Annotated in this window: 22 protein-coding genes and 1 tRNA gene; 11 read left to right on the forward strand and 12 right to left on the reverse strand. The window is 64.5% G+C overall.

Annotated features, from left to right (window positions below; all coding sequences use genetic code 11):
• Positions 1-119: 119 nt before the first annotated feature.
• The 4 genes from msrA to ACR64R_RS22540 all read right to left on the reverse strand — a co-directional run bounded on the left by msrA (position 120) and on the right by ACR64R_RS22540 (position 3,333).
• Positions 120-854: a peptide-methionine (S)-S-oxide reductase MsrA gene (gene msrA / locus ACR64R_RS22525; protein WP_487358469.1), complete on the reverse strand. Its 735-nt coding sequence runs from the start codon at positions 852-854 to the stop codon at positions 120-122.
• Positions 855-1,039: 185 nt separating this feature from the next.
• A complete protein-coding gene (locus tag ACR64R_RS22530) occupies positions 1,040-1,345 on the reverse strand; it encodes a hypothetical protein (protein WP_487358470.1) in 306 nt (101 codons plus the stop codon).
• 83 nt (positions 1,346-1,428) lie between these two features.
• Complete coding sequence (locus ACR64R_RS22535; protein ID WP_487358471.1) at positions 1,429-2,121, reverse strand: DUF1223 domain-containing protein; 693 nt, start codon at positions 2,119-2,121, stop codon at positions 1,429-1,431.
• Positions 2,122-2,241: 120 nt separating this feature from the next.
• Positions 2,242-3,333, reverse strand: a complete 1,092-nt coding sequence (locus ACR64R_RS22540) for a TadE/TadG family type IV pilus assembly protein (RefSeq protein WP_487358472.1) — start codon at positions 3,331-3,333, stop codon at positions 2,242-2,244.
• 197 nt (positions 3,334-3,530) lie between these two features.
• On the opposite strand from ACR64R_RS22540, the gene lepA reads away from it, so the two are divergent.
• Complete coding sequence (gene lepA, locus ACR64R_RS22545) at positions 3,531-5,336, forward strand: translation elongation factor 4 (RefSeq protein WP_487358473.1); 1,806 nt, start codon at positions 3,531-3,533, stop codon at positions 5,334-5,336.
• A 48-nt stretch (positions 5,337-5,384) separates the two neighbouring features.
• Here lepA and ACR64R_RS22550 read toward each other — a convergent pair whose 3' ends face one another.
• Positions 5,385-6,824, reverse strand: a complete 1,440-nt coding sequence (locus ACR64R_RS22550) for a hypothetical protein (protein WP_487358474.1) — start codon at positions 6,822-6,824, stop codon at positions 5,385-5,387.
• A gap of 442 nt (positions 6,825-7,266) precedes the next feature.
• Here ACR64R_RS22550 and ACR64R_RS22555 point away from each other — a divergent pair, with 442 nt between their 5' ends.
• Entirely contained in the window at positions 7,267-7,488 is a 222-nt protein-coding gene (locus ACR64R_RS22555; protein ID WP_487358475.1) for a hypothetical protein, read from the forward strand.
• Positions 7,489-7,500: 12 nt separating this feature from the next.
• Here ACR64R_RS22555 and ACR64R_RS22560 read toward each other — a convergent pair whose 3' ends face one another.
• Both ACR64R_RS22560 and ACR64R_RS22565 read right to left on the reverse strand, forming a co-directional pair.
• The gene (locus ACR64R_RS22560) at positions 7,501-7,707 is read right to left on the reverse strand and encodes a hypothetical protein (RefSeq protein ID WP_487358476.1); all 207 of its coding nucleotides are present in this window, start codon (positions 7,705-7,707) and stop codon (positions 7,501-7,503) included.
• A gap of 116 nt (positions 7,708-7,823) precedes the next feature.
• Positions 7,824-7,900 (reverse strand) — tRNA-Ser (locus tag ACR64R_RS22565).
• Positions 7,901-8,201: 301 nt separating this feature from the next.
• On the opposite strand from ACR64R_RS22565, the gene ACR64R_RS22570 reads away from it, so the two are divergent.
• From ACR64R_RS22570 to ACR64R_RS22600, 7 genes are all read left to right on the forward strand, one after another.
• Positions 8,202-8,714 carry a hypothetical protein gene (locus ACR64R_RS22570; RefSeq protein ID WP_487358477.1) on the forward strand — a complete coding sequence of 171 codons (513 nt, stop codon included), beginning with the start codon at positions 8,202-8,204 and terminating at the stop codon, positions 8,712-8,714.
• Between the two features lie 11 nt (positions 8,715-8,725).
• On the forward strand, positions 8,726-9,235 hold the full coding sequence (locus ACR64R_RS22575; RefSeq protein WP_487358478.1) for a hypothetical protein: 510 nt from the start codon (positions 8,726-8,728) through the stop codon (positions 9,233-9,235).
• Positions 9,236-9,317: 82 nt separating this feature from the next.
• Complete coding sequence (locus ACR64R_RS22580) at positions 9,318-9,665, forward strand: hypothetical protein (protein WP_487358479.1); 348 nt, start codon at positions 9,318-9,320, stop codon at positions 9,663-9,665.
• Positions 9,666-9,777: 112 nt separating this feature from the next.
• Positions 9,778-10,404 carry a CDGSH iron-sulfur domain-containing protein gene (locus ACR64R_RS22585; protein WP_487358480.1) on the forward strand — a complete coding sequence of 209 codons (627 nt, stop codon included), beginning with the start codon at positions 9,778-9,780 and terminating at the stop codon, positions 10,402-10,404.
• Between the two features lie 58 nt (positions 10,405-10,462).
• On the forward strand, positions 10,463-10,765 hold the full coding sequence (locus tag ACR64R_RS22590; protein ID WP_487358481.1) for a cupredoxin domain-containing protein: 303 nt from the start codon (positions 10,463-10,465) through the stop codon (positions 10,763-10,765).
• Between the two features lie 360 nt (positions 10,766-11,125).
• Positions 11,126-13,162 (forward strand): hydantoinase/oxoprolinase N-terminal domain-containing protein, encoded by a 2,037-nt coding sequence (locus tag ACR64R_RS22595; protein WP_487358482.1) that lies wholly within the window; start codon positions 11,126-11,128, stop codon positions 13,160-13,162.
• 129 nt (positions 13,163-13,291) lie between these two features.
• The gene (locus ACR64R_RS22600; protein WP_487358483.1) at positions 13,292-15,466 is read left to right on the forward strand and encodes a malate synthase G; all 2,175 of its coding nucleotides are present in this window, start codon (positions 13,292-13,294) and stop codon (positions 15,464-15,466) included.
• 28 nt (positions 15,467-15,494) lie between these two features.
• On the opposite strand, the gene ACR64R_RS22605 is transcribed toward ACR64R_RS22600, so the two are convergent.
• The 4 genes from ACR64R_RS22605 to ACR64R_RS22620 form a co-directional block, all read right to left on the reverse strand.
• Positions 15,495-17,024, reverse strand: coding sequence for a YifB family Mg chelatase-like AAA ATPase (locus ACR64R_RS22605; RefSeq protein ID WP_487358484.1), 1,530 nt, complete (start codon positions 17,022-17,024; stop codon positions 15,495-15,497).
• A 151-nt stretch (positions 17,025-17,175) separates the two neighbouring features.
• On the reverse strand, positions 17,176-18,117 hold the full coding sequence (gene gshB / locus ACR64R_RS22610) for a glutathione synthase (protein WP_487358485.1): 942 nt from the start codon (positions 18,115-18,117) through the stop codon (positions 17,176-17,178).
• An 82-nt stretch (positions 18,118-18,199) separates the two neighbouring features.
• A complete protein-coding gene (locus ACR64R_RS22615; protein WP_487358486.1) occupies positions 18,200-18,577 on the reverse strand; it encodes a GtrA family protein in 378 nt (125 codons plus the stop codon).
• Positions 18,578-18,584: 7 nt separating this feature from the next.
• Complete coding sequence (locus tag ACR64R_RS22620; RefSeq protein ID WP_487358487.1) at positions 18,585-19,589, reverse strand: glycosyltransferase; 1,005 nt, start codon at positions 19,587-19,589, stop codon at positions 18,585-18,587.
• 127 nt (positions 19,590-19,716) lie between these two features.
• On the opposite strand from ACR64R_RS22620, the gene ACR64R_RS22625 reads away from it, so the two are divergent.
• Positions 19,717-21,525: a GtrA family protein gene (locus tag ACR64R_RS22625; protein ID WP_487358488.1), complete on the forward strand. Its 1,809-nt coding sequence runs from the start codon at positions 19,717-19,719 to the stop codon at positions 21,523-21,525.
• A 65-nt stretch (positions 21,526-21,590) separates the two neighbouring features.
• On the opposite strand, the gene ACR64R_RS22630 is transcribed toward ACR64R_RS22625, so the two are convergent.
• On the reverse strand, positions 21,591-21,854 hold the full coding sequence (locus tag ACR64R_RS22630; protein ID WP_487362591.1) for a hypothetical protein: 264 nt from the start codon (positions 21,852-21,854) through the stop codon (positions 21,591-21,593).
• Here ACR64R_RS22630 and ACR64R_RS22635 point away from each other — a divergent pair.
• Complete coding sequence (locus ACR64R_RS22635) at positions 21,768-23,117, forward strand: putative bifunctional diguanylate cyclase/phosphodiesterase (protein ID WP_487358489.1); 1,350 nt, start codon at positions 21,768-21,770, stop codon at positions 23,115-23,117. The genes ACR64R_RS22630 and ACR64R_RS22635 overlap by 87 nt on opposite strands.
• Positions 23,118-23,229: the final 112 nt, after the last annotated feature.

The raw sequence follows: 23,229 nt of genomic DNA on the forward strand, positions 1-23,229 counted from the left end.
GGCAGCGTCGGGCATGCCTCTATGAACTGCGTCACATTGCGGACGTCCGCCGGCAAGACAAAGGGCGGAGGTCCTACGAACCGTCCGCCCCGAAATTCGCACCGGCCTGCCGGGCCTGGTCAGCTCTTGCTGGAGGCGAGCACCAGCACGGGCTTCTCGCTGTAGAGCTTCGGGAACAACGACTTCAGGTTCTCGATCTTGGGCAGGTCGTTGTAGACGATATAGGGATAGGTCGGGTTCAGCGTCAGGAAGTCCTGATGGTAATCCTCGGCCGGGTAGAAGGTCTTGCCGGTTTCGAGCGTCGTGACGATCGGCTTGCCGAACACCTTGGCCTTGTCGAGCTGGGCGATATAGCTCTCGGCGACCTTCTTCTGCTCGTCATTCTCGGCGAATATCGTCGAGCGGTACTGCGTGCCGGAATCCGGCCCCTGGTAGTTGAGCTGGGTCGGATTGTGCGCGACCGAGAAATAGACCTGCAAGAGCTGGCCGTAGGTCACCTTTGACGGATCGTAGGTGATTTCGACGGATTCGGCATGCCCCGTGCGGCCGGTGCCGACGATCTCGTAGACGGCGCTCTCGGCGCTGCCGCCGGTATAGCCGGACACCGCCTTGCTCACGCCCTTGACGTGCTGGAACACGCCCTGCACGCCCCAGAAGCAGCCACCGGCGAACACGGCCTTCTCGATGCCGCCCGTCGCCTTTTCGTCCATCGCCGGCGGCGGGATCACCACCGCGTCCTCGGCCGAGCGCGCCGGGCTCTGCCAGAAGACGGCCGCCGCCGCGCTGAGCGCCAGCGCAACCAGCGCGCTCTTGGCAAGGAACGGCCGCGCGGCTTTCTTTTCAATGCCGGTCATGTTGGGTCTCCTTGTTGTTGTTCCACTATATACGAACGCAGCCACGAAGCGGTTCTCACTTTGCCGTGCGGCGGCGTGTATCCGCCGACTGCGCTCACCCTTCCTCTCCCTGCCGGGGAGAGGCCGGATTGCTCCGAATTGCCCCCTGGCAATCCGGCCGGCAATCCGGGTGAGCCAGGCCCGCCTTACTGGGCGGTGGTGTCCGCCGGCTTCATGGCGTCGGTAGCGGGCTTCATCGCGTCCGTGGCCGGCTTCATCGCATCCGCCGGTTTCATCGCGTCCGTCGCGGGCTTCATCGCCTCGGTGCTCATCGCGTCGGGCTTCATCGCATCGGCCGGCTTCATGGCGTCCGTCGCCGGTTTCATGGCGTCGGTCGCCATCGCGTTGGCGGGCTTCATGGCATTGGTCGTGTCGTCGGCCCGGGCGCCGGCCACGAAGACGGAGGCGGAAAGCGCTAGGGCAAGCGCCGGCAGGGTCAGGTATTTGGTCATGATAGTCTCCTTGGTTTTGGCGCGCGGAAGCGGGCCGGGTTATGCGTTGCCGCGTTCCGCGGCCCCGCGCGAAGGGAAGAAGGTCAGTTGGCGGCGGCGGCCAGGATCGGTCCGCCGCCCGGGCTCTGCACCAGCACGGCGGTCGCGAACCCGCCGTCGGCGGCAGGCAGCGGCAGCGTCGCGGCCGCGCCGTTCCAGCTGCCGAGCTTGGTCAGCGCATGCACGACATTGGCGTGCGGCAGCGTGCGTCCTGTGTTCTCGCCGCGCGCCACCGGCACCTCGACGACGCCCCGGTTGTAGCGCACCAGCCAGACATCGGCCTTGCCCGCCGGCGGCTTGCCTGCGCCGATGCTGACCTTGCCGCCGGCGAGCGTGATATCGGGACCGTTCGGATGATCGCTGTCGGCGATCAGGCGCTGGATCTCGCCGGGCGCCGCGCCCACGGCGTCGGCCTTGCCGTTCACCACGACTTGCGGCGTGAACGGCCCGTCGTGGCCAAGCGGCGGCTCGTAGCTCACCTGGCGGTCGGTGAACTCCTTGCGGCCGAACGTGTCCTTCCAGCCGAGATAATCCCAGTAGGTGACGTTGAACGACAGCGCCAGCACGCCCGGCTGGTCCTTGACCTTGATCAGGTTGGCATTGGCCGGCGGGCAAGACGAGCAGCCCTGGCTGGTGAACAGCTCGACCACGGTGAGCGGTTGCGCGGCCGCCGCGCCCACGCTCGCCGCCAGCATCGCGGCGGCGAACAGGGCGGCTCTTGTTGTCGTTCCGGTCATGGGAAGCAGTCTCCACTGTGGGGTCATGCTCCCATTTCGCCAAGGCGCGAGGATTCGTTACAGCTTCACCGGTTTGTGATCGGCGCGCGTTCTCACAAGGGAGGGGAGGAGAGGCCGCTGCTACTGGGTCAGCACCGTGTTGGACGGGCGCTGGTTGTAGTCGCACTTGCCCTGCACGGTGTAGAAGAAGTCGGCGTTGCTGACATCGGCTGGCACCGAATTGCCGCCGTCCTCCCAGGCCTGGTAGCCGGTCGTGCCGCAGGGCACGGCGGTAAAGATGTCGACCGTCTGGCCGGTCGCTACCTCCGGCATGTTGGTGGTGCTGGTGCCGATATAGAGCCGGTTCGAGGTGTTAGGATCGTTGGACTTGAGCACCGTAGGATTGCCGGAGGGCACGTCCATCTCGAGATAGAGCTGGTCCATCTGGCTCACGTCGACCACCGCGCCGGCGCTGTTGGCGGGATAGAACGTGTCGGCGCAGGTCGTCACATATTTCTTGCTGCCGCTGGTCTGCGTGATGGCCCCTGTCGGCAGGTTGTTGAAGTTCTTCACCGTGCTGGTCGTGCACACCTGCTTCTGCACCACGGTGGAGGTGGACCCGTTGACGGTGCTGACCGTGGTGGTTCCGTAGCCCTTCGGGTCGCCATAGCCATTATAGCTGTAGCTGATCGTCATCAGCTTCTGGGCGGCGGTCTGGCCGAACCTGGTGCCCCACAGTGTCATGGTCTTGCCCCAGTAGCCCGACACCTTCGTCACCTTGAAGGTGGTCTGCACCAGCGCCGGCGTCTTGCGCACCGAGGAGCCGACGCCGACCTGCACCGAATCGATGCGCGCGATCTGCATGAAGGTGGTGGGCATCGGGTAGCTCGCCGTGGCGGTGAAGGTCGCCGTGCCGAACGTGTCGACATTGACGCCCGTCAGCGTCGCCGTGCCTTGGCCGGCATTGGCGGCATAGGCCTGCTGCAGCGCCGTCTGGCGGTCGGAAAAACTGGTCGTGGTGGGCAGCGTGGTGATCGATATGATCGCGGCGTCCAGCGCGTTCTGCATGTCGCCGCGCGTCGTCACCGCCGAGGTGTAGTCGACGGAAAAGCCGACCGCCGCCAGCAGCGGGATCGTCAACAGCACCATCATCGGCATCATCGAGCCGTCGCGGCCGGCAAGGAAACGCCTCGCCGTCCCGGCCGGGCTGAACTTTGAGGCATCGTGGGACATTTCGCGGGCCTTCGTCGTCGCGGCATCGAGCTGGTTTGCCATCAGGGCGCGAAGCGTGCCCTACAGCGGTGCATGAATGTTTAAGCGCATTTGAATTTTCCGTGAGCGCCGCGTGATCGTCGCTTCAGCCGCCAGGGAAGAAGCGGGAAAAAGCGTCCCGCTTGCCCCTCAACCCCGCCCCTGCTAAAGCGCGGCGCATGACGACGCCCCTCGACCACATCCGCAATTTCTCCATCGTCGCCCATATCGACCATGGCAAATCCACGCTTGCCGACCGGCTGATCCAGCTCACCGGCGGGCTGGAGGAGCGCGACATGAAGGAGCAGGTGCTGGACTCGATGGACATCGAGCGCGAGCGCGGCATCACCATCAAGGCGCAGACGGTGCGGCTGAAATACCGCGCCAGGAACGGCGAGGACTATATCCTCAACCTCATCGACACGCCCGGCCACGTCGACTTCGCCTACGAGGTGTCGCGCTCTCTGGCCGCCTGCGAGGGCTCGCTGCTGGTGGTCGACGCTAGCCAAGGCGTTGAGGCGCAGACGCTGGCCAATGTCTACCAGGCCATCGACAACAACCACGAGATCGTCGTGGTGCTGAACAAGGTCGACCTGCCGGCGGCCGAGCCCGAGCGCATCCGCGAGCAGGTCGAGGAGGTGATCGGCATCGACGCCTCCAAGGCCGTGCTGATCTCGGCCAAGACCGGCCTTGGCGTGCCGGAGGTGCTGGAGGCGATCGTCAACGACCTGCCGCCGCCGCGCGAGGGCGACATCAAGGCGCCGCTCAAGGCCATGCTGGTCGATAGCTGGTACGACGCCTATCTCGGCGTCATCGTGCTGGTTCGCATCATCGACGGCGTACTCAAGAAGGGCCAGACCATCCGCATGATGGGCACCGGCGCCAAATACCTCGTCGAGCGCACCGGCGTCTTCACGCCGGCCCGCGTCAATGTCGACGAGCTCGGCCCCGGCGAGTTCGGCTTCTTCACCGGCTCCATCAAGGAAGTGGCCGACACCCGCGTCGGCGACACCATCACCGAGGACAAGCGCCCGACCGCGCAGGCCCTGCCCGGCTTCAAGCCGGCGCAGCCGGTGGTGTTCTGCGGCCTGTTCCCGGTCGACGCCGCCGATTTCGAGGATCTGCGCGCCGCCGTGGGCAAGCTGCGCCTCAACGACGCCAGCTTCTCCTACGAGATGGAAACCTCCGCCGCGCTCGGCTTCGGCTTCCGCTGCGGCTTCCTCGGCCTTTTGCACCTGGAAATCATCCAGGAGCGGCTGGAGCGCGAGTTCAACCTCGACCTCATCGCCACCGCGCCCAGCGTCGTCTACCGCATGAACCTCAATGACGGCACGGTGAAGGAGCTGCACAACCCGGCCGACATGCCCGACGTGGTCAAGATCGCCTCGATCGAGGAGCCGTGGATCCGCGCCACCATCCTCACCCCCGACGACTATCTCGGCGGCATCCTCAAGCTCTGCCAGGACAGGCGCGGCATCCAGGCCGATCTCTCCTATGTCGGCAAGCGCGCCATGCTGACTTACGATCTGCCGCTCAACGAGGTGGTGTTCGACTTCTACGACCGGCTGAAGTCGATCTCCAAGGGCTACGCCTCCTTCGACTATCATTTGACCGACTATCGCGAGGGCGACCTGGTCAAGATGTCGATCCTGGTCAATGACGAGCCGGTCGACGCGCTATCCATGCTGGTGCACCGCTCGGCGGCCGAAAAGCGCGGCCGCCAGATGTGCGAGAAGCTGAAGGAGCTGATCCCGCAGCATCTCTTCAAGATCCCGATCCAGGCGGCCATCGGCGGCCGCATCATCGCCCGCGAGACCGTCTCGGCGCTCCGCAAGGACGTCACCGCCAAATGCTACGGCGGCGACGTGACCCGCAAGCGCAAGCTGCTCGACAAGCAGAAAGAGGGCAAGAAGCGGATGCGCCAGTTCGGCAAGGTGGATATCCCGCAGGAGGCGTTCATCCAGGCGCTGAAGATGGGAGATTGAGAAAACTGCGTCCGAAAATACAACGGGAGCATCACTTATTTGGTTCGCCTAGCCCAACCCCATGTAAGACTTCAGAAATGCGGTAAGGACTGCGCCTCCCACAGATTTCCCGAGATCTAGCACCCAAGCGGCGGACTTGCGAAGAACGGCAGTAGCTCCTGAGGGATCACCATCCTTTGCCTTCTGAGCAGCTACGTCAATTAGGGTAGCTTCAAGCTCGGCATCGTCGCGGTCCTGGAGCCCGCGTAGGTGCTTGGCAAACGCGGACAATGCATCCGCAAGGTCTTCATTCGAATGCAGAGTATTGTGGCTATGACTCACCGAAGCTGACGCGCCACGTCCAATAGCAACGCCCTGGCCTGAAATATTTACGTTCTCATACTTATCGCCCATGATCGTCTCCATCCGTATACTCCGATTTATAGCTGAAGCCTCTCTTTGAGAGAGGTCGAGCAATTCGATCAGTTTTCTTTTGACCGTAGGTCGCATTTTGCTGGATAGCAGCTTACTGTGTATTGAGGATATTCGCCCGGGAAAAACAGCCTCGAATATTGAATAGCAATATTCCACCAAGGCGCCCTCATCGCGACCCATAAGGCCATTCTTTAAACGTAGTATTTGCCTAGTGTACTCATTGAACACATGTTGTACGCCGTCACTGTCGATGTCAATTTCCTTAGAATAAAGCATCTTGCAAACAGAGTCTATGTTCTGTTTGAGTCTGAAGAAGTATGTTCTTACATACCTGGACTCAGACCGGAATAAAGCTCTCTCATATCTGTACATATTTTTTCTGTACACGTCGAAACGCGGGAATATAACAAAGACCTCTGAGTTGCCAAAGTTAATCGGCTCAACAATAGATCGATTAAAATGGCCACCCAATCCACGTCGCCGCCTATCCCAGCCAAAAACTGGCGTCTCGGTTTCGAAAACAAATAGAGGGTTTGAGCAAAAGACCGCTTGAGCATGAGGTGCATGACCATTTTTCACAGTGGCTCTCGCCCAAATGCTGCCAACTAGATCTGAGGAATCTTTAAGTTTACCGGAATACGACTCAAGCTTCGACTTCACCGGAACTTCGGAAATAAACCTCAAAATTGTATTCAATTCGTCGTTGTCAAGATAGGAAACTACTCCGCCAGCAGCTCTGCCAACTCGAAATACAATCTCAAATCTACCATTTGCAGCGCCGTCAAAGTAACATGACTTTCTAACAAGTCCGATTTGATAATCTGCGTATTCGCTTCTGCATAGGCGAGGGAGCGTTATTTTAAACGCCTTACCCCCAACAGCTATTCTATCTTCGCCAACCCAGCCAGCAAAGCCACGCTTCTTTCTACGATGGATCGATCCCATTCCTCTGACGTAGTCGGTACCGGGACTGGGAAACGGCCAACTGGGCTTGTCGAGATAAGAGAAGCCCGGCACAGTGAGTGATCGCAAATCTGAGAACGGAAGAAACACCGATAGCAACATACAAAGCATTACTTCCGAAAAAAGGGGGGGCTCAATCCCGAACGACTGAGCCCCGATCTATGGAGCCGAAAGACCGGTCCGGTCTACCGGCTGCCCTCGTGATCACTTTCCACGCCAATCCTTTGTTGGCGGCCATATTCTATTCTCACTATGAAAAATCGCAAGCTGTCACTGGGGGATTTCTTGTTATGCGACGCGGCTGTATGCGTCGCATAATTCGTGACGGTCAGAACGGAATAAAGGCTCTCGAATTCAACTCCTTTTCATTATGTTATACAATAGGCGGTATTGGCTGCGCGCCTGATGGCGCGTCCGTACATAACCAAATCGAATCGATCAAACGGCGGCATCCGCTTCGCGTCGACGGATTCACTCTCTTTTAGACACCGGCTACACTTTTATATCCGACATCGACGTTGTATCCTCTGACCGGCTTGGGGAGAGACACCACATGGGCTCCACCTCGGATACCATCGCCGCGATGGGCCTCGCCATTGGCGGCCTGCTTGGTATGGCGGGCACGTGTGTTGCCAGCAACGCTGCGCGAGGGCTGTGGACCATCGACGGCGTGGCGTCGTCTTGGCTGCTGCGCTGCTTGACGATGAATATCAGCGGCGCGACAATGACCTCGTCGCGGCCGGTTGGGTCTGTCGTCCAAGTCGACAAGAAGTAGGAATAGAAGGACCTACATGTCGTTCTGTTTTGGGGCAGCTGTGGGTGCTGCCACCACGCCGTCTCTGACCAATTGCTTTAGGCTGTCCAGAATTAGATTTCTGGCGATGTCGGCACGGTTCCGTCCGTAGAGGCCAAGTGGCTCTAGGCCCTTTAACATCTCGATTGCCTGCAGAGGCAGAGCAATCGAGAACTGGATATTCCCATCGGCAACCGCCATGACGACTCCACGACAATGTCTTGGCAATGTCTAGACATTGTCGTACACTCCGACGCAGATGGCGAATCGAAAATGATTCGATTTTCTATCTAATTACTGCTTGACTTATTGGTTGGTGGTGGCCCGGAGGAGGTTCGAACTCCCGACATGCGGATTAGCAATCCGCCTCTCTATCCTGCTGAGATACCGGGCCACTTCTGAATCGCCTCGCTCCTGATCCGAGCGAGGCGATTCGCCTTCTGTGCACATGATAGTGCGTCAATAGATAGCATCAAACACTAATTATAGTGTTAACAATCGATTAACTCAGATGACGGCTGCCCGCCGATCAAAAAGAATGACTCGTAGCGGGCCGTCAAGCTTCGCTGCTTATTCTGGCTCCACCAGCTTCGACATCGCTAATTTGATTGTGTGCGCTGCCAGCCTTGGCATGGGCCCACCTTCACCATCCCCCTATATGGGCGTATCCTCTCCCCGGCTTGGGGAGACATCACATGCGCTCCACCTTAGACACCGTCGCCGCGATCGGGCTCGCCATAGGCGGCGCGCTGGGCATGGCGGGCACGTTCGTTGCCGGTGACGCGCTGCGCGAGACGCTGTGGACCATCGACGGCGTGGGCATCGTCGTCGCGGCAGCGCTCCTCACCATGAAATACCAGCGGCTGGGCAATGACCTCGTCGCGGCCGGCTTCCTCACTTTCATGGCCGGCGAAAGCCTGCTTCTGGCCGGCAATGCGGCGGGGCTGCAGGCAAGCGTGCCTTCCTATGCCGGCGGCATTGCGCTGTGGGCTGCGGGGCTGGTCATGGTCAGCGCGCCGGCCACCTTCGCGCTGTGGATGCGGCTCACGGCTTTTGTCGCCGCCGTGCTCTTCGCCGTCTCGGTGTTCATGATCCTGTGGGGCGCGCCGCTGCTGCCCACCTCGGCGCCGCTGCCGGCGCTCGGCTACCCGTTCCTGGTCCTTACCTTCATCGGCTGGATCTGGACGCTGCTCAAAGCCGGACGGTGAGCGGGTAGGCGATGCCCGCCCCGCTCGAAATCCGCAACAGCCCGTCGGGAAAGATCCTGCCCGCGCTCGGGCCGTTCCTGATCGGCGGCATTTTCGGCTTCGGCGCGCTGCAGGGCGTGGCTTCGGGCGCGGATGGCGGGCATGTGTTGTGGATCGCGCTGCTCGGCGCCGCCTGCCTGGGGCTCGGTGCTTTCATCGCCCGCGGCGCATTCGACACCTCGGTCAAGGTGACGCTGAACAGCCAGGGCTTCCGCGATAGTCGCGCGGGCGACGTGCTGGTGCCGTGGAGCAAGGTGAAAAGCGTGCGGCTCGCCGCCGGCGGCAAGGGCGCGGCGATGCTCAATTTCGAGCTCACCGGGGAGCCGCCCGACGAAATAAAATATTCCTCCGCCAACGTCTTCGGCCTGATGCCGTTCGGCAAGACCACCGTGCACATGGAAATCTCCTCGCTCGACGTACGCGGGGAGGATCTGGTGGATGCGGTGAAGAAATTCGCGCCGCATGTGGTGGTGCGGAGGTAGGGCTACTCCTTCTCCCACAAGGGGAGAAGGGGAGGTCGCGCGGCTTCCCCACCCGTGCTCTACTCCCGGCGGGGACCTCGCCATGATTCGCGCTCTGCTCGCCGCCTTACTCCTCACCTCGCCGGCCTTCGCCGCCGACATGTCGGTCTACGTGCGCAACCAGCGCTCGGACGGCGTCGCGCTGGAATTGTTCAGCCGCGACAGCCAGAAAGTCTGGCCGGGCGGCGACAAGGTGTTCCTCATCCGGCCGAAGGCGAAGAAGTCCGTGCCGATCTCCTGCGAGCCGGGCGAGCATATCTGCTGGGGCGCCTGGGTGGACGGCAACGATTCCGTCTTCGCCGGCGTCGGCCCCGACAACGACCAGCCCTGCGACACCTGCTGCTTCATCTGCACGGAGCATTCGACCGAGACGGTCGACCTGGCGGAGTAGGTGGGCGCGTTCCCCTTCTCCCACAAGGGGAGAAGGAGACGGCTGCCAGCTTGACGCCCGGCTCGCCGCCGCCCTAAGCCTTGTCTCCACCCAAACAGGAGAGCCCACCCAAATGGCAGGCACGGTCGAAGGCGAGAAGATCGACGTCGGTTTCAACGGCAAGCGCTGCATCCATTCGCGCAATTGCGTGCTGGGCAACCCGAATGTCTTCGTGCCCAACGCGCCGGGCGAGTGGATCCATCCGGAAGCGGCGAGCGTCGAGCAGGTCGTGGCGCTGGCGCAGAACTGCCCGTCGGGCGCCATCACCTACAACCGCAAGGACGGCGGGCCGCAGGAGAAGCCGCCGGTGGTCAACACCGTGCGGGTCAGGGAAAACGGCCCGCTTGCGGTGCATGCCGAGATCGTGCTGGGCGAGGAGACCTTGTTCCGCGCCACGCTCTGCCGATGTGGAGAATCCAAGAACAAGCCGTTCTGCGACAACAGTCACATCAAGGCCGGCTTCACCGCCACCGGCGAGCCGCCGCTGAAGGAAGCGCAGGTGCTGGACGCGAGGGATGGCCCGCTGAAGGTCACGCCCACCGCCAACGGCCCGCTCAAGGTCGAGGGCAATGCCGAGATCGTCACCGGTACCGGCCACACCATCGCACGCACCACCAAGGTGTTCCTCTGCCGCTGCGGCCACTCGGCCAACAAGCCGTTCTGCGATGGTTCGCATAAAAGAGTTGGGTTCGTGGGATGAAAAACGCCGTGCCCGCGTTAGTTAAGCATGAGGTTTCGCGCTCAGGAGGATATCCGTCATGCGCACCATGCTCGTTCTTGCCCTGCTTGCCCTGGCCATGCCCGCCTACGCCGCCAATCACGCGGTGCAGATCAAGGGGATGAAATTCAACCCCTCGAAAGTCAGCGTCGCCGTCGGCGACACCATCACCTTCACCAACGCCGATCCGATGACGCACACCGCCACCGCGCTCGACGGCGCGTTCGACACCGGCCAACTCGCCAAGGGCAAGAGCGCCAAGGTCAAGATCACGACCGCCGGCGCGCACCCCTTCCATTGCGCCATCCACAGCTCGATGAAGGGCACCGTCACGGCGAAGTAGGCGGCGCCGGCCTTTTCTCTCTGCGGCGAAACTTTTGGGCGCCGTGCTGCCGCGTAGTTCTCGCAGGCGCCGACAGCGGAGCTGCCGATCTTCCCCCTCATGGGGGAGATGCCCGGCAGGGCTGAGGGGCGCGAAGGAACTCTGCGCTGGCAGGCTCGACGTTCCTCTCCCCCGCCTTTGGCGGGGGCGAGGAACCAAGTGCGCAACGCTGGCGGGACAACGCCCTTGTGGCCTGCCGCCATCTCCCCCACAAAGGGGAAGATCGGCAGACCCCACTGGCCCACCCCTCCCGCCTTTATCCGCCAGCCGGTATCGGCTAAGGGGCAGGCGACAAGCTTCTTTGCCCGGACCGCCGCCCCAATGACCGCCAAGCCAACACCTCTCTTCCTCGGCATCGACACCGGCGGCACCTATACCGATGCGGTGCTGTGGTCGGAGGAGGGCGGCCCCCAGGATAAGCCGGGCAAAGGCAAGGTGCTGGCGAAGGCCAAGTCGCTGACCACGCGCCACGATCTCGCCGTCGGCATTTCCGGCGCGGTCGATGCGGTGCTGGAAAAGGCCGGCACAGACCCCGCCGCGATAAAGCTCGTCTCGATGTCCACCACTTTGGCCACCAACGCGCTGGTCGAGGGTCAGGGCGGGCGCGTGGCGCTGGTCATGATCGGCTTTTCCGAGGCCGATCTTGCCCGCGATGGTCTCAAGACCGCGCTTGGCACCGACCCGGTGGTGTTCTGCCCCGGCGGCCATGACGTGCACGGCAATGCGGCGAAGCTCGACCTCTCCGGTCTCGAGGCGGCACTCCCGGAGCTTGCTCGTTCGGTGTCGGGCTTCGCCGTCTGCGCCTATTTCGCCACCCGCAATCCGGCGCATGAGCTCGCCGCCCGCGACCTGATCCGCGAGAAGACCGGCCTGCCGGTCACCGCCAGCCATGAACTGTCGGCCAAGCTCGGCGGCCCGCGCCGGGCGCTCACCACATTGCTCAACGCAAGGCTGATCTCGATGATCGACCGGCTGGTCGCGGCGACGGAGGGTTTCCTCGCCAGGCGCGGCATCGCGGCACCGCTGATGGTGGTGCGCGGCGATGGCGCGCTGGTGTCGGCCGCCTTCGCCCGGCAGCGGCCGATCGAGACCATCCTCTCCGGCCCCGCCGCCAGCCTCGTCGGCGCCCGCCACATGACCGGGCTCGACGACGCCATGGTGTCGGACATCGGCGGCACCACCACCGACGTCGCCGTGCTCGATGGCGGCCGCCCGCGGCTCGATCCGGAAGGCGCTACCGTCGGCGGCTTCCGCACCATGGTGGAGGCGGTCGCCATGCGCACCTTCGGCCTCGGCGGCGATTCCGAAGTCACGCTGGAAGACGGCGCGCTCGACCCGAAGATCCTGCTAGGGCCCCGCCGCCTGGTGCCGCTGGCGCTGGCCGGCATGATGCATGGCGAGGCCGTGACATCGGAACTGGAGCGCCAGCTGCGCGCGCCGAACCCCGGCCGCATGGACGGGCGCTTCGCCTTGCGCACCGGCGTGCCGGACCGGCTCGCCGCCGGCCTCACCGCGCCGGAAGCCAAGCTCTACGAGGCGATCGGCGCCGTGCCGCTGGCGCTCGACAGGCTGCTGACCTCCAACGCCCAGAACGCCACGCTGAACCGGCTGGTCGCGCGCGGGCTCGTCCACATCTCGGGCTTCACCCCGTCCGATGCCGCCCATGTCGTGGGAAAGCAGGCGAACTGGGACGCCGCCGCCGCCCGCCTCGGCGCCGAGCTTTTCGCCCGGCGTCGCGACGGCCGCGGCCAGGTGATCGCCGCGACGCCGGAAGCGCTGGCCGAGCGGGTGCTGGTCACGCTGACCCGCTGGTCGGCCGAATACATCCTCGAAACCGCCTTCGCCGAGGACGGGCTGGACGGCGCCGCGACCGTCGCGCACGCGCTGGTGCAGCGCGCGGTCGATGGCCATCCCGGCATCGCGCGTTTCACCGTCGCGCTCGACCGTCCGGTCATCGGCCTCGGCGCGTCGGCGCCGCTGCATTATGCCGGTCTGCCGCCGCTGATCGGCAATGGCTGCATCGTGCCGGAAGACACCGATGTCGCCAATGCGCTCGGCGCCGTGGTCGGCCAAGTGCGCGTTTCGGCCGAAGCCCGCGTCAGCCAGCCCAAGGAGGGCCTGTTCCGCCTCGCCTCGGGCCAGACGGTGCGCGACTTCACCGAGGAGGAAAAGGCGGTCGCGGCGGCTGAAGCCGATGTGCGCGCGATCGCGGCCGAGCGCGCCAGGGACGCCGGCACCGACAACGCCGAGATCGACGTCTCCACCGAGTTCAAGGTCTCGACCATCGAGGGTCAGCGCATGTTCATAGAGGCGCATGTGGTGGCGGTGGCATCTGGACGGCCGCGGATTGCGGTATAAGCGCGGCTTTCCCTTCCCCCACAAGGGGAGAAGGGAAAGCCGCGCGGAGCCTTCACCCTAAGCCGAATTGACCCTTGCCCCTCAACATGCCAAAGGGCCGGCAAAGCCTACCTATCTGGAGACGTGCTGATGACCGACCGCATCGAGATCGCCGGGTTGCGGATTGCCCGGGAGCTCCATGACTTCGTGGCGGAAGAGGCCGCGCCCGGTACCGGCATCGACCCGGAGAAATTCTGGGAGGGCTTTTCGGCGATCGTCCACGACCTCGCGCCGAAGAACCGCGCGCTGCTCGCCAAGCGCGACGCCATGCAGGAGAAGCTCGACGACTGGTACCGCGAAAACGGCGCGCCGCGCGACATGGAGGCTTACAAGGGCTTCCTGAAGGAGATCGGCTATCTGATGCCGGAAGGTCCGGCCTTCAGCGTTTCGACACAGCATGTCGATCCCGAGATCGCCGTCGTCGCCGGGCCACAGCTTGTCGTGCCGGTGATGAACGCGCGCTATGCGCTCAACGCCGCCAATGCCCGCTGGGGCTCGCTCTATGACGCGCTCTACGGCACCGACGCCATTCCCGAGACGGGAGGCGCCGAGAAGGGCAAGGGGTTCAATCCGGTTCGCGGCGCCAGGGTGATTGCCTGGGCGAAGGATTTCCTCGACCAGTCCGTGCCGCTGACATCAGGCAAATGGGCCGGCGTCAACGGCCTCTCGGTCGAGAACGGCGCGCTGAAGGCCGGCGAGGGCGCCGGCGCCACCACGCTTGCCGACCCGAAACAGTTCGCCGGCTATCGCGGCGATGCCGCCAATCCCGAAGCCGTGCTTCTGGTCAGGAACGGCCTGCATATCGAGATCGTGATCGACCGCGCCAACCAGATCGGCAGGACCGACCCGGCCGGCATTGCCGACGTCATCCTTGAATCGGCTTTGACCACCATCCAGGACTGCGAGGATTCGGTGGCCGCGGTCGATGCCGAGGACAAGGTCGTCGTCTACCGCAACTGGCTGGGTCTCATGAAGGGTGACCTGGCGGAAGAGATCACCAAGGGCGGCAAGACCTTTACCCGCAAGCTCAACCCCGATCGCCGCTACACGGCGCCCAATGGCGGCCAGCTGCTTTTGCCGGGACGCTCGCTGATGCTGGTGCGCAATGTCGGCCACCTGATGACCAATCCGGCGATCACCGACCGCGACGGCCATGAGGTGCCGGAAGGCATCATGGATGCGGCGCTCACCGCGCTGATCGCGCTGCACGATGTCGGCGAGAACGGCCGCCGCGCCAATTCCCGCGCCGGCTCGATGTATGTGGTGAAGCCGAAGATGCACGGGCCGGAGGAAGTCGCCTTCGCCGTGGAGATCTTCGACCGCGTCGAGGCGCTGCTCGGCATGGCGAAAAACACCATCAAGATGGGCATCATGGACGAGGAGCGGCGCACCACCGTCAACCTCAAGGAAGCGATCCGCGCCGCCAGGGAGCGCGTGGTGTTCATCAACACCGGCTTCCTCGACCGCACCGGCGACGAGATCCACACCTCGATGGAAGCCGGCCCGATGATCCGCAAGGGCGACATGAAGCAGGCCGCCTGGATCTCGGCCTACGAGGCGTGGAACGTCGATACCGGGCTCGAATGCGGGCTGGCCGGCCACGCCCAGATCGGCAAGGGCATGTGGGCGATGCCGGACCTGATGGCGGCAATGCTGGTTGAGAAGATCGCGCATCCCAAGGCTGGCGCCAACACCGCCTGGGTGCCGTCGCCGACGGCCGCCACGCTGCATGTCACGCATTATCACAAGGTCGACGTGCATGCCGTGCAGGCGGCGCTGAAGAGCCGGCCGAAGGCCAAGCTCGACGACATCCTGTCGGTCCCGGTCGCGGTGCGGCCGAACTGGAGCGCGGCCGACATCCAGGCCGAGCTCGACAACAACGCGCAAGGCATCCTGGGTTATGTGGTGCGCTGGATCGACCAGGGCGTCGGCTGCTCCAAGGTGCCGGACATCCACGACGTCGGCCTGATGGAGGACCGCGCCACTTTGCGCATCTCCTCGCAGCACATCGCCAACTGGCTGCGCCACGAGGTCTGCACGCCCGATCAGGTGATGGAAACCATGAAGCGGATGGCGGCGGTGGTCGACCGCCAGAACGAAGGCGATCCGCTCTACCGGCCGATGGCGCCGGACTTCGACGCGTCCATCGCCTTCCAGGCCGCCTGCGACCTGGTGTTCAAGGGCCGTGTCCAGCCCAACGGCTATACCGAACCCGTGCTGCATGCGCGCCGGCTGGAACTGAAGGCGAGGGACCGGGCGGGATAGAGGCGGTTCCCGCTCCCCGAGTTGCTGTCTAGGCCGCCTGCGCCATCCGCTCCGCGCTCATCCGATAGGAGATCGCCTCGGCGAGATGGATGCGGCCGACGGTCTCGCTGGCGTCGAGGTCGGCCAGCGTGCGCGCCACTTTCAGCACGCGATGATAGGCCCGCGCCGAGAAGGCAAGCTTCTCGCTGGCATCCTTGAGCAATGTCAGCCCGGCGGCGTCGGGCCTGGCGATCTCCTCGATGATCGAAGGCGGACAATGCGCGTTGGTGGTGGCGGCGGCACCCAACCTTTCCAGCCGCTCGCGCTGGATAGTGCGCGCCCGCGCCACGCGCTGCGCCACCGCCGAACTGGTCTCCGCCTTGTCCGGCCGGATGAGGTCGCTCGCCGAAACCGCCGGCACCTCGATCCGAAGGTCGATGCGGTCGAGCAGCGGGCCGGAGATGCGCGCCTGGTATTCGGTGCGGCAGCGATCGCCGCGCAGGCAGCGAAAGCCCGGCTCGCCCGACATGCCGCAGCGGCACGGATTCATCGCCGCCACCAGCTGGATGCGCGCCGGATAGGTGACGCGGTGGTTGGCGCGCGCGATCATGCAGTCGCCGGTTTCCAGCGGTTGGCGCAGCGCATCCAGCGTCTGCGGCGTGAACTCCGGCAGCTCGTCGAGGAACAGCACGCCATGATGGGCGAGCGACACCTCGCCCGGACGAGCGCGCAGCCCGCCGCCCACCATCGCCGCCATCGAGGCCGAGTGATGCGGGGCGCGGAACGGCCGCCGGTCCGTCAGCTTGCCTTCGCCGAGCTCGCCGGCAACGGAGGCGATCATCGACACTTCCAGCAGTTCCTTGGGCGCCAGTGGCGGCAGGATCGACGGCAGGCGCTGTGCCAGCATCGATTTGCCCGAACCCGGAGGTCCGACCATCAGCAGGTTGTGCCCGCCGGCCGCCGCCACCTCCAGCGCCCGCTTGGCGCTTTCCTGGCCCTTGATGTCGGCGAGGTCCGGCAGGTCTCGCGCCGCGAGCTGGATGCCGGCCTCGGGCCGCGACAGCACCTGCGTGCCGCGGAAATGGTTGGCGACGGCGATCAGGCTGCGCGGCGCGAGAATGTCGAAATCCTTGCCGGCCCAGGCTGCCTCCGGTCCGCAGGCGAAGGGGCAGATCAGGCCCTTGCCTTCGGCATTGGCGCCGATCGCCGCCGGCAGCGCGCCGGCCACCGCCGCGATGGTGCCGTCGAGCGACAGTTCACCGAGCACGACATAGCCATTGAGCATGTCGCCCGGAATGGCACCGAGGGCCGCCATCAGGCCGAGCGCGATCGGCAGGTCGTAATGGCTGCCTTCCTTGGGAAGATCGGCCGGCGCGAGGTTCACCGTCACCTTCTTCGATGGCATCGACAGGCCCGATGCATGCAGCGCCGCCTGTACCCGCTCGCGGCTCTCGGCCACCGCCTTGTCCGGCAGCCCGACGATCTGCATGCCGACCTTGCCCGGTGCTACCATCACCTGGACATCGACCGGCACGGCCTCGATGCCCTGGAAAGCGACGGTGCGAACCCGCGCCACCATCTGTCTCAAGCCCCCCGTATACCGGCCAGCTCGCGGTCTTGCGATCGGGCCGCGAGCGAGATCGGTCCACACAACCATAGATTCCTGGCCGAGGCAAGAACATTACAGGAACAAGCGACGCGGCCGCGAGTTCTCGAAACGTGGTCCCGACCTAACGCCGCTTTCCCTCCACGCAGTCCCAGAACAGGCTGGCGATATCGGCGCCGCCGAAACGTTTGACCTCGCGCACGCCGGTCGGCGAGGTGACGTTGATCTCGGTCATGTAGTCGCCGATCACGTCGATGCCGACAAGGATGAAGCCGCGTTCTCTCAGGGAAGGCCCGATGCGCGCGCAGATTTCGCGCTCGCGCTCCGTCAGCTCGGTTTTCTCGGCGCGGCCGCCGACATGCATGTTGGAGCGCGAATCGTGCTCGGCCGGCACGCGGTTGATCGCGCCCACCGGCTCGCCGTCGATCAGGATGATGCGCTTGTCGCCCTTGCGCACGTCCTTCAGGTAGCGCTGCACGATATAGGGCTCGCGGAACAGCTGGCCGAACATCTCGAGCAGCGAGGCGAGGTTGCGGTCGGCCTCGTGCAGATGGAAGATGCCTGCGCCGCCATTGCCGTAGAGCGGCTTGACGATGATGTCGCCGAACTCCTTGCGGAAGGCGGCGACTTCCTGGGGGTCCTTGGTGATCAGCGTCTCCGGCATCAGGTCCGGGAATTCGGTGACGAAGATCTTTTCCGGGCTGTTGCGCACCCATGCCGGGTCGTTGACCACAAGCGTCTTCGGATGGAGGCGCTCCAGAATGTGCGTGGTGGTGATGTAGTTCATGTCGAAGGGCGGGTCCTGCCGCAGCAGGATGACGTCCATCTCCGAGAGGTCGGTGCGCACCTTGTCGCCCAGCGAATAGTGGTTGCCCTTCTCGTCGCGCACCTGCATTTCCTCGATGCGCGCGAACACCTTGCCGTCGCGCATGGACAGCCGGTCGGGCGTGTAGTGGAAGAGCTTGTGGCCGCGTCGCTGCGCTTCCAGCGACAGCGCGAAGCTCGTGTCGCCCGAAATCGACACGGTGGAGACATGGTCCATCTGGACGGCGATGTTGAGCGGCATTTCGGTCTCCGGCGATCCTGGCTGCCGTCGATATACGGAACTCGATGGCGTCTGCCAATCTTGCTTGCTTGGTGCAGGAGCTCTACCGGTCGAAGACCAGGCGCGAATATCCGAGGAAGGACAGGGTCATGGCGACGATCGAGGCGATGGCGAGCGCCGCCAGCGGGGGCAGCCCTGGCAGCGCGAACAGCATGGCGCAATAGACCAGGTAATTGACGATGCTGGTGGCGATGCCGACGCCGCCATAGCGCGCGCCTTCCCGCGCGATGCCCCGGCTCGATGGCGTGAAAGTCAGATGGCGGTTGATCTGCCAGGTGACGCCTAGGGCGAAGCCGATCGACAGAACGCGCGCTAAGAGCGGGCCGAGCGGCGTGGTGGAAAGCAGCAGCCAGAGCGCCGCCGCGTCGGCGAGAAAGCCGATGCCGCCGGCAAGGGCGAAGCGGAAAAGGCGGCCCACCATGCCGCCCCTATGCCGCCCGTGGGGCCTTGCCCGGCTCGCTCTTCGGCAAGGCCTGCCCGGATGCCGGGCGCTCGGCGCGGCCGGAGGAAATCGACAGGTAGAAGATCCGCTTCTGCTCGGCCCGCCCGCGCGACACCGAATCGAGGATGAGCCCGCTCATCATGGCGAGCATCGACAGAAGCAGCATGCCGATCGACAGCACCCAGGTCGGCATGCGCGGCACCAGCCCCGTCTCGGCGAATTCGACCAGCACCGGGATCATCAGGCCGATGCTTGCCGCCAGGAAGAACAGAGCGAAGGTGCCGAAGAAGCGCAGCGGTTGCGTCTCCTTCACCAGCATGGCGAACATCCATAGAATCCTGGCGCCGTCACGGAAGGTCGACAGTTTCGACGACGAGCCCTCCGGCCGGCGGCCGTAATCGAGCGCCATCTCGCTCACCGGCAGTTTGAGCTGCGAAGCATGCACCGACATCTCCGTCTCGATCTCGAAGCCGCCGGACACGGCCGGGAAGCTCTTGACGAAGCGGCGGGAAAAGACCCGGTAACCGGAGAAGATATCGGTGAAATCGGAGCCGAACAGACCCTTGTAGAGCCGGTTGAAGATGCGGTTGCCGAGGGCGTGGCCGTTGCGGCCGGCATCGTCGGTGACGCCGCGCCTGGTGCCCACCACCATGTCGGAGCGCTCGGTCCGCAATACGTTGATCAGTTGGGGGGCATCTTCCGGCGCGTAAGTGCCGTCGCCGTCGGCCATCACATAGATGTCCGCATCGATGTCGGCGAACATGCGCCGCACCACATTGCCCTTGCCCTGGCGCGGCTCGCGCACGACGATTGCGCCGGCCGCGCGGGCTTTCAGCGCCGTGAGATCCTTGGAATTGTTGTCGTAGACATAGATCTCGGCCGAAGGCAGCGCCTCTCGGAAGCGCCGCACGACCTCACCGATCGTGAGCTCCTCGTTGTAACAAGGCAGGAGCACGGCGATGACCGGCTCGTGGCGGACTGCATGCGGCATGTCGATCTCCGGCGCCCGACACCCAGCCTCCGGCCGTCCCATGCCGGCCCCATCGAGCCGCTTTACTATTTATTGAAGCCGTTAAGGCTAGGTTTAAGCCGATCCTCTCCCTTTTAAGGCCACGGCAATGGTCACAGCCGAGAATGGCGCCGCCACCTGGAAGTCCGACCTCGCGCTGGCGCTGCTTGCGACCCTGCTCGCGCTGGCCGTCGATGCGTGTGCAGGCTTTGGCCAACTGACCAATGCGGGCGGCGACAACGACAACCTGCTGCGCCTTATCGAGGTCCGCGACCTTCTTGCCGGCCAGGGCTGGTTCGACCTGCACCAGTATCGCATGGGGCTGGAGGGCGGCTTCGTCATGCACTGGTCGAGGCTGGTCGACGCGCCGATCGCCGCCATCATCCTTGCCGCGTCTGTGCTCACCGGCAGCAGGCCGCACGCCGAGGACGTGGCGCAGGTGCTGTGGCCCGCGCTGCTGCTTTGGTCGACGCTTTTCTTCACCGGCCGCGCCGCGCGCGCCTTCGGCGGAGGCGGCGCGGTGCTGCCTGCTATCCTGATCGGCGGCGCCGGCTATTATTTCGTCGGCATCTACGATCCCGGCGCGCTCGACCACCACAACGTCCAGCTGATGCTCACCATGGCGAGCCTCGCTTTGCTGCTCGAGGCGCCCGCTCGGCGCTGGGCCGCGCTGCTGTCTGGTCTCTGCGCCGCGCTGACGCTAGCCGTCGGCATGGAAACCGTGCCTTATGTCGCCGCCATCGGCGTTTGCGTGGCGCTGCTGTTCGTCGCCGATGCGGCCGGCCAGCGCGCGGTCGCCCGGGATTTCGGCCTCGGCTTCGCAGGCGTCTCGGCGCTTGTCTTCGTCGCGACCATCCCGCCATCCGCGTGGGGCGCGGCGCAGTGCGACGCCTTCTCGGTCGTGCAATTCGCCGTCGCGGCGATCGCCGGCGTGGGGCTGGCGGCAATCGCCTCCGTCGAACCCTCCGCCGGCAGCTGGCGGCGCAGGCTGGCGTCGCTTGCTGCGCTGGGCATCATCCTTGGCATGGTCGTCGCGATGCTGTTCCCGCAATGCCTCGCCGCCCCCTACGCCAACCTCGATCCGCGCCTCAAGGAACTGTGGCTCGACCATATCGACGAGGCCCAGTCGCTGTTCACGCTGCTTGTGCACGAGCCGGCGCGCGTGGCGGCGCGTTACGCGACGCCGCTGGTCGCGATCGTCCTGATGGCGCAGCGCTTGCGCCGAGGCGGCTGGCGGCGGCAGGACATCCTGGTCGCCGCATTGCTTGCCGTCGCCTTCGTGGTCGGGGCCTGGCAGGTGCGCGGCACCACCTTCTCGATCGCCTTCGCGGTCATCCCGCTGTCGGCCTGGATCGCGAGGTGGCGGGCGCGGGCTGGAACCAACTCTTCGCTTGGCGTGGCGCTGCGCCTTGCGGCTGTCTGGCTGGTCTCGATCAACCCGGTATGGACCGGCGTCGCCGCCGCGGCCTCGGTGGCGTTCGACAAAAGCCGGGCTGCCCTCGATGACGGCGCCTCGGACAGGAATTGCCAGAAGAAGGCCACCTTCGCTCCGCTCGCCGGCATGACTGGCGCCACCGTGCTGACGATCTCCAATCTCGGAGCGCCGGTCCTCGCTTACAGCGGCCACCGCGTCTTCGCCGGTCCCTATCACCGCAACGTCGCTGGCAATCTCCTGGCGTTGGACGCCTTTCTCGGCTCGGCCGATGACGCGAGGCGGATCGTCGAGGCGCATCATATCGGCCTCGTCGCCGTCTGTCCCGGCAATGTCGAGAGCCAGATCCTGACCCAAAAGGCGCCGCAGGGCTTTCTTGCCGGCCTGCTGCGCGGCAGCGTGCCGGACTGGCTCGAACCGGTCGGCGGGAAGGGCGGCCCGATCGAGCTTTATCGTGTCAGGCAAGCCGGCGAAAAAGCAAGCTGAAAGCGGTTTGCCGCTTGCGATCGCACAACTGGAAACGAAGCTTCGGAAGAATATTGGATGTTACATTAGCAATTACGCATGAACGAATATTTGGGAGCGGGCCGCCGTTCCTTGTCCCAAAGCTGAACCGCCGCCGGTGGTGCAAGCAATTTCTGGACGACGGAAAAACGATCTTCCGATACTTTTCCTAAACGCTTTGCTGCCAGTCTGGCCGCAAGTACCGAAATCAGAACAGAGGCATAATGCAAACGACGTTTGGCCCGGGTCAGCCAGGCAGGGAAAACACGGATCTGGCCTTGACCGATTCGTTGACCGGGCTCGGCAACCATCGTCGCTTCTTCGATAAGGTCGATCGCCTGATCAGCGACCGCGCCGACGATCCCGCGCCCTTCACCGTCGGCATCCTCGACCTCGACGGCTTCAAGCCGATCAACGACCTGTTCGGCCACAAGGCCGGCGATGACATCCTGATCCAGGTGGCGATGCGGCTGCGCGCCTCGATGGATGGCTATTCCACCGTCTGCCGCATCGGCGCCGACGAGTTCGCCTATCTCTATCCCATGGTGTTCTCGGAGGAGCAGGCGGCCGAGAAGTCGCGCATGCTGATCGAGATATTGTCGGCGCCCTATGATGTCGGCGAACGCACCGCCAGGCTTTCGGCCTCGGTCGGCTGCTCGCTCTTCTATTCCGGCGACGAGACCACCGAGATCCTCGTCAACAAGGCCGAAACGGCGCTCTACCACGCCAAGCGTTCGGGCCGCGGCCGGGTCGTCGTCTACAGCCGCGAGATGGAGGAGGCGGCCAAGCGCGTCACCCGCATCGAGCAGGCGCTGCGCCGCGCCGTATCGGCCGGCGAGGTCGAGCCGCATTTCCAGCCGATCGTAGACTTGAATAGCCGCCGCACCGTTGGCTTCGAAACCCTGGCGCGCTGGACAGACCGCGACCTGGGCGTCGTGCCGCCATCCGTCTTCATCCCGATCGCCGAGGAACGCGGCATCATCGGCCCGCTGTCGCAGCTGGTGCTGCGCAAGGCGACCGAGGCGGCGCGCAGTTGGCCGAAGGATCTGTTCCTGTCCTTCAACCTGTCGCCCTCGCAGCTCGTCGACCAGAACACCGGGCTGCACATCCTGGCGATCCTCGATCGCACAGGCTTCGATCCGCGCAGGCTGGAGATCGAGATCACCGAAACCGGCCTGATGAACGATCCGGCCTCGGCCGAGAAGATCGTCGAGGATCTGCGGCGCGTCGGCATCCGCGTCTCGCTCGACGACTTCGGCACCGGCCAGTCGTCGCTCGGACGCTTGCGCGAGTTCCATTTCGACAAGCTAAAGATCGACCGCGCCTTCGTCTCCTCCATCCTCGACGACAGGCCTTCCGAGCATATCATCCGCGCCATCCTTGCCATGTGCGAGGGGCTCGGCATGGATGTCGTGGCCGAGGGCATCGAGGAGGAAGCGCAGGCCGACCGCCTCGTCCAGTTCGGCTGCGCCGGCGGACAGGGTTATCTGTTCGGCAAACCGGCCGACGCCGACGCCACGCTTGGCTATCTGCGCGATTCCTATCGCGGCGCGCTGCACGCCAAGGCGATCTGATAGCGCCCTTACCTTCATTGTGAAGACCGGCGGCCGCCACTTTGGCGGGGCGTTGATGATTTGTCTGACATTTGGCCGGAAATGCGATGTTTCCCGCTTGCTCCCGCGCTTT

It is taken from the genome of Mesorhizobium sp. MC2-1-1 (genome assembly GCF_057597255.1).

What these genes read in the sequence shown, in the direction of transcription:
- msrA (WP_487358469.1), bottom strand. Translation starts at nt 854, where the DNA reads ATGACCGGCATTGAAAAGAAAGCCGCGCGGCCGTTCCTTGCCAAGAGC.
- ACR64R_RS22530 (WP_487358470.1), bottom strand. Translation starts at nt 1,345, where the DNA reads ATGACCAAATACCTGACCCTGCCGGCGCTTGCCCTAGCGCTTTCCGCC.
- ACR64R_RS22535 (WP_487358471.1), bottom strand. Translation starts at nt 2,121, where the DNA reads ATGACCGGAACGACAACAAGAGCCGCCCTGTTCGCCGCCGCGATGCTG.
- ACR64R_RS22540 (WP_487358472.1), bottom strand. Translation starts at nt 3,333, where the DNA reads ATGTCCCACGATGCCTCAAAGTTCAGCCCGGCCGGGACGGCGAGGCGT.
- lepA (WP_487358473.1), top strand. Translation starts at nt 3,531, where the DNA reads ATGACGACGCCCCTCGACCACATCCGCAATTTCTCCATCGTCGCCCAT.
- ACR64R_RS22550 (WP_487358474.1), bottom strand. Translation starts at nt 6,824, where the DNA reads ATGCTTTGTATGTTGCTATCGGTGTTTCTTCCGTTCTCAGATTTGCGA.
- ACR64R_RS22555 (WP_487358475.1), top strand. Translation starts at nt 7,267, where the DNA reads ATGGGCTCCACCTCGGATACCATCGCCGCGATGGGCCTCGCCATTGGC.
- ACR64R_RS22560 (WP_487358476.1), bottom strand. Translation starts at nt 7,707, where the DNA reads ATGGCGGTTGCCGATGGGAATATCCAGTTCTCGATTGCTCTGCCTCTG.
- ACR64R_RS22570 (WP_487358477.1), top strand. Translation starts at nt 8,202, where the DNA reads ATGCGCTCCACCTTAGACACCGTCGCCGCGATCGGGCTCGCCATAGGC.
- ACR64R_RS22575 (WP_487358478.1), top strand. Translation starts at nt 8,726, where the DNA reads ATGCCCGCCCCGCTCGAAATCCGCAACAGCCCGTCGGGAAAGATCCTG.
- ACR64R_RS22580 (WP_487358479.1), top strand. Translation starts at nt 9,318, where the DNA reads ATGATTCGCGCTCTGCTCGCCGCCTTACTCCTCACCTCGCCGGCCTTC.
- ACR64R_RS22585 (WP_487358480.1), top strand. Translation starts at nt 9,778, where the DNA reads ATGGCAGGCACGGTCGAAGGCGAGAAGATCGACGTCGGTTTCAACGGC.
- ACR64R_RS22590 (WP_487358481.1), top strand. Translation starts at nt 10,463, where the DNA reads ATGCGCACCATGCTCGTTCTTGCCCTGCTTGCCCTGGCCATGCCCGCC.
- ACR64R_RS22595 (WP_487358482.1), top strand. Translation starts at nt 11,126, where the DNA reads ATGACCGCCAAGCCAACACCTCTCTTCCTCGGCATCGACACCGGCGGC.
- ACR64R_RS22600 (WP_487358483.1), top strand. Translation starts at nt 13,292, where the DNA reads ATGACCGACCGCATCGAGATCGCCGGGTTGCGGATTGCCCGGGAGCTC.
- ACR64R_RS22605 (WP_487358484.1), bottom strand. Translation starts at nt 17,024, where the DNA reads ATGGTGGCGCGGGTTCGCACCGTCGCTTTCCAGGGCATCGAGGCCGTG.
- gshB (WP_487358485.1), bottom strand. Translation starts at nt 18,117, where the DNA reads ATGCCGCTCAACATCGCCGTCCAGATGGACCATGTCTCCACCGTGTCG.
- ACR64R_RS22615 (WP_487358486.1), bottom strand. Translation starts at nt 18,577, where the DNA reads ATGGTGGGCCGCCTTTTCCGCTTCGCCCTTGCCGGCGGCATCGGCTTT.
- ACR64R_RS22620 (WP_487358487.1), bottom strand. Translation starts at nt 19,589, where the DNA reads ATGCCGCATGCAGTCCGCCACGAGCCGGTCATCGCCGTGCTCCTGCCT.
- ACR64R_RS22625 (WP_487358488.1), top strand. Translation starts at nt 19,717, where the DNA reads ATGGTCACAGCCGAGAATGGCGCCGCCACCTGGAAGTCCGACCTCGCG.
- ACR64R_RS22635 (WP_487358489.1), top strand. Translation starts at nt 21,768, where the DNA reads ATGCAAACGACGTTTGGCCCGGGTCAGCCAGGCAGGGAAAACACGGAT.
- ACR64R_RS22630 (WP_487362591.1), bottom strand. Translation starts at nt 21,854, where the DNA reads ATGGTTGCCGAGCCCGGTCAACGAATCGGTCAAGGCCAGATCCGTGTT.